Here is a 4,177-nt window from a genome sequence, read left to right on the forward strand (position 1 = left end):
GCTACGTTGGAGAACAGGTTCCCGTCGGAGCCGGTCCCAGATAACCGAGCCTCCACGAAACCCGGGGCGCTTCACTGAGTACGACGCCAGCGCGCAAAGCCCACGCATCACGCAGCCCGACGGCACCGAATGGGAGATTGAGGCTTGGTTCCAAAGTTTGTCAGACGACGAAGGGGTGCCCGAACTCCTCTGGCAAATCGTAAGCGCGGCTATCCGACCGTTCGTGAGGTGGGACATGTCCGCCTTCCTCATCGGGCCAAAGGGCAATGGCGGTAAGGGAACGTTCCTAAAGTTGCTCGCTAGTCTCCTAGGCCCAACAGCGTTCACGTCGATTCCGCTGACATCGTTCGGTGACACCTTTGGGCTTGCCGATCTCATCACCAAGAACGTCAACCTCGTCGATGAGAACGAAGTGGGTGCATTCGCCACGCGGCTCGCACTCTGGAAGGCGTGCGTCACAGGAGACCCCATCAAGATCGAAGAGAAGTATGTCAAAGCGGTCCGGATGCGGTGGTTTGGGTTCGAGGTCCAGTGCTACAACGAGATGACCCCGAGGGTCAAGGACAAGTCTGCGGCTATGGCTCGCCGCATGCTTCTCGTGCCGATGGTGAAGAACTTCAAGGGCATCGAGAACAAGGACATCAAGGACAAGTACCTCACTGACCCGGCCATACTCAGATACGTACTCAAGCGAGCGCTGCAGATGACTCACGAGTCATTCGACGTTCCACTCGTGTCCCAGCAGGCACTCGACCGATGGTTCGCCGCAAACAATAAGGTCGTCGGGTGGTGGCAGGAACACAAGGATGACTTCGTGTGGGACCTCCTGCCGTGGGCGTTTCTCTACGACGCGTACAAGGCGTGGTATGCCAACGTCGAGCCGAGCGGAACCGTCGAAGGCCTCAGTCAGTTCACCGAATCTCTCAAGGATCACTTGCACAGCTCGTCGGAATGGGGCGTCACGAATACATCCGTACGCCCTGGGACCCGCATGTCCACTCCCGAGCTGCTAATCGACCAGTACAAGCTGACGGCCTGGATGAACCCGGCATACACAGGAGCCGATCCGGCCAAGCGATCGATACCCGCTTTGAAGGCGAACTACAAAGGGCTTCTTCGCCAGACCCAAGTGCTCGCAGCCGGCGGGAAGGATGATGACAAGTGAACCGCAGGTCGATCACGAACTCGAGAACTGCACAGCAGGTTGACCGCGCAACACCAGCCGGTCGGGCGCCCCGTTCAACTCGTCCGCAGCCGCTCGCACGGTTTGCGTCCTCGCACTGCCCCGCAGGGCGCCAGGAGCTTCTGACGAGCGACGTAGGCACAGAAGTGTATGGGGCCTACACCTTTGATCGGCGTGAAGAAGAAAGATGCACCCCGCAGCAACTTCGCAGGTGGTGTCCCTATGAGCGCCAGGGGATTTCCGCGGGAGAGCCAGAGAGGGCTTTGTGGCCTGTTGCGTCAACGACAGAGCGGGCCACGAACGAGGTCGAAAGCAGCGAAGCATGAGTTTCACGATGACCTATGACGTGTCCCACAAGGTTGGGCGCGGAGGACACGCCAGGGCCTTTTTCAGGCACATCGCGAGGGACGTGGATCAGGCGGCCGGGTTCTCGTTCCGCCACGCGAACCGGAACATCGTTCCGGAACGGACCAAGCTCAACAGTACGTTTCTGAACGATGGTGAAGGCGGCTACCGGCGTCCTCAGTCGATCGACGGTCGGCCGCCGAGCGATGAGTTCCACGATTACCTGCAGCGGCGCCTGAGTACGGTCACGAGGCCTCTCCGCAAGGACGCGATCCTCGTTAGAGGCGTCGTGCTCCAGCTGGATCCCAAGTGGTTCGAACAGCACAACCCCGACTGGCGTGAGGGCGGGCTGAACCGACAGGCAGCCCAGTACACGCGCGCCGCCGTGGACTGGGCCCGACGAGAGTTCGGGGAGGAGAACATCATCGGTTTGTCGATGCACCTCGACGAGGTTCATCCCGGGCTTCAGCTCATGATTACCCCCGTCACAGTCGATGGACGGCTGTCGCAGAAGGACTTTTTTAAGGGACCGGCGGATCTCAAACGCCAGCACCGAGGAGTCCGGGACGCAGTGGCCGCTGCGGGCTACGACGTTGAGTATCGGGTAACCGAGCGATCACGAGAGCACCTCAGCAGCAGTGAGTTCCAGGCCAAGGCGGACCGGCTTCGTGATGCAACGAGAGCGCTCGAGTTCGAGCTCGATGTGAGCCTGCAGCGAAACAAGAGCCTCGCCAAGCGCTCCACCGCGCTGGATCAGCGAGAGAAGGAGCTCGCGGAACGCGAGTCGCAGGTCGCCGAACGTCGGCGAGAAGCTGCTGCCGCGCAAGCGAGAGCGGTGGATGAAGCTGCGGCGGCGAGAACCTCATCATTGCGCGCTCGCGAGGCGCACCTGGCGGCAGAACGTGCTCGCGAAGAAGCCGCGGCCGAGCGCGAACGCCTGGCGCTGAACAATCAGCGGCTCGAAAGCCTCCCGCCGTTTTTCGAGCGCTGGCTCGACAAAACGACCATCAATGAGAAGCCGATTCGAAAGCGGTTCGAAGCGGATCGGATCAAGATGCGCAACGAGATCGACACCAAGCTCGACCCAGCCGTGATTCATGTCGACAAGCCGAGAGACGCGCTCGAACTCTAGAGCTCGCATGGGGAGGAGCAGTCGAGTGCGACTGCTCCTCCTCTACGTCCCCGGCTACTCCTACGCTGACCGTATGACCGCTGATGAATCTCAATCGAAAGCTCGCGCTCGCCTGCAGCCTCGACCCTCAGAAGACACGATGCGCGCCCTTGGGGATGCGATAGCCCGCCTTAACGGAGACGGTGATTACGTTGCCCGGGCGATGACCGAGTCGCTCCTTGCCGAACGACCGATGACGGAAGAGCCGTCGCTGTCCCCGGAAGAGATCGAATTTCTCATCTCGTCTGGGGAGTTCACTCCCGAGGAATTCGACGACATCGCCATGCAGGTTTGACGCGGCGCATTGCCAGCCGGTGCCGCGAACGCTCTGGTCGCGGAGCTCCATCAGAGTATGTCTGACGACGACGTGCGAGGCTTCCTCGACCTCAGCGACGACGAACTCGATGAGTTCGTGAGCAGCGGGCGACTCTACGCAGTCCAAATCGCCGGCAAGCGCCGCTTCCGGCCTGGCAGTTCAGCTTGTCATCGCCCGGGAAACTTCTCCCGCATCTCACCGAGATCATCGCGCTCGTTGCTGCAAACCGCTGGGTGTCGGTGGCCGGGCTGATGTCAACGCCGCAATCCGAGGTGGTCGCTGAGGGCAAGCAGACTCCAGTTCAATGGTTCCGAAATGGTGGAGGGATCGATGCCCTAGCGGAGATTCTGGAGGCTGAGCGATGGACCTAGCGCGAGGGATGGTTGCAGGCCAGCGGCGTCCTATCAACGGTCATCGCCTCTAGGTTCGCGAGAGTCGGCAAGTGGATTCGCTTGGCCCCCCGGTGGCCTTCAGGTGGCCTCCGGTTGGCCACATAGTGGACTCTCCGCGCGACCACTCACGTCGATGGCCTTTTTCTCGCCGCGAAATGGCCTTTTCCTGGCCATATGAGGGCCACTTTGAGACCATTCTGTTCCTGAGTCCTTTGGTACTGACCACATAGTGGCCCAATGAGGGCCACCGGGAGGCCACCGGGTCTAAGCATGAACGAACCGCGCGATTGGCCGTGACCGGAACTGCCGTCTAGACGCCAGAGATGTCTGCGGTTGCCCATAAAGTCCCAGGATGAACACAACCACCAAGCTCCACGTTCAAGCCCGCTACCCGCACGGCGACACAGTGACAGGAGTCACGGCATGAGCGTCCGCCGTATCGCTGGCCCCGATTCGCTTTGGAGACTCGCGAAAAGCAGTCTCGAACCGCTCGATCCAGTCGAGTTCAGATACGAGATGCATCTCGAAGAGATGATCGAGGCCACACCAGAGCTGACCGGCGAGAGAACCATGATCATCGGCCGACAGGTAAGAACGCCGGACGGTCACGTGTTGGATCTGCTCAAACTCAGAGCTACGGGCTCAACGATCACATCAGAGTGCAAGAGAGGCCGTGCGAAGGCTGATGCAGTCGGACCCTGGAGTCCCGCGGGGTGGTGGTCTTTCGGGCCCGCGGCGTCGTGACCGCGACGGGGTGAGCCATCGTGCGA

At 60.9% G+C, this 4,177-nt stretch carries 4 protein-coding genes; all 4 read left to right on the forward strand.

Translation table 11 applies throughout. The features are described 5' to 3' along the window. A partial coding sequence (locus CJ226_RS17740; RefSeq protein ID WP_219720009.1) for a phage/plasmid primase, P4 family occupies nt 1–1,165 on the forward strand: 1,165 nt, incomplete at its 5' end. Between the two features lie 340 nt (nt 1,166–1,505). Beyond that, nucleotides 1,506–2,660: a plasmid recombination protein gene (locus CJ226_RS17745; protein ID WP_102209986.1), complete on the forward strand. Its 1,155-nt coding sequence runs from the start codon at nt 1,506–1,508 to the stop codon at nt 2,658–2,660. A gap of 73 nt (nt 2,661–2,733) precedes the next feature. Then, on the forward strand, nt 2,734–2,994 hold the full coding sequence (locus CJ226_RS17915) for a hypothetical protein (RefSeq protein WP_146008278.1): 261 nt from the start codon (nt 2,734–2,736) through the stop codon (nt 2,992–2,994). Nucleotides 2,995–3,830: 836 nt separating this feature from the next. Then, nucleotides 3,831–4,151, forward strand: a complete 321-nt coding sequence (locus CJ226_RS17920) for a hypothetical protein (RefSeq protein ID WP_146008279.1) — start codon at nt 3,831–3,833, stop codon at nt 4,149–4,151. Nucleotides 4,152–4,177: the final 26 nt, after the last annotated feature.

The sequence above is a fragment of the Microbacterium sp. UMB0228 genome (assembly GCF_002871415.1).
In the GTDB taxonomy this organism is placed as follows: domain Bacteria; phylum Actinomycetota; class Actinomycetes; order Actinomycetales; family Microbacteriaceae; genus Microbacterium.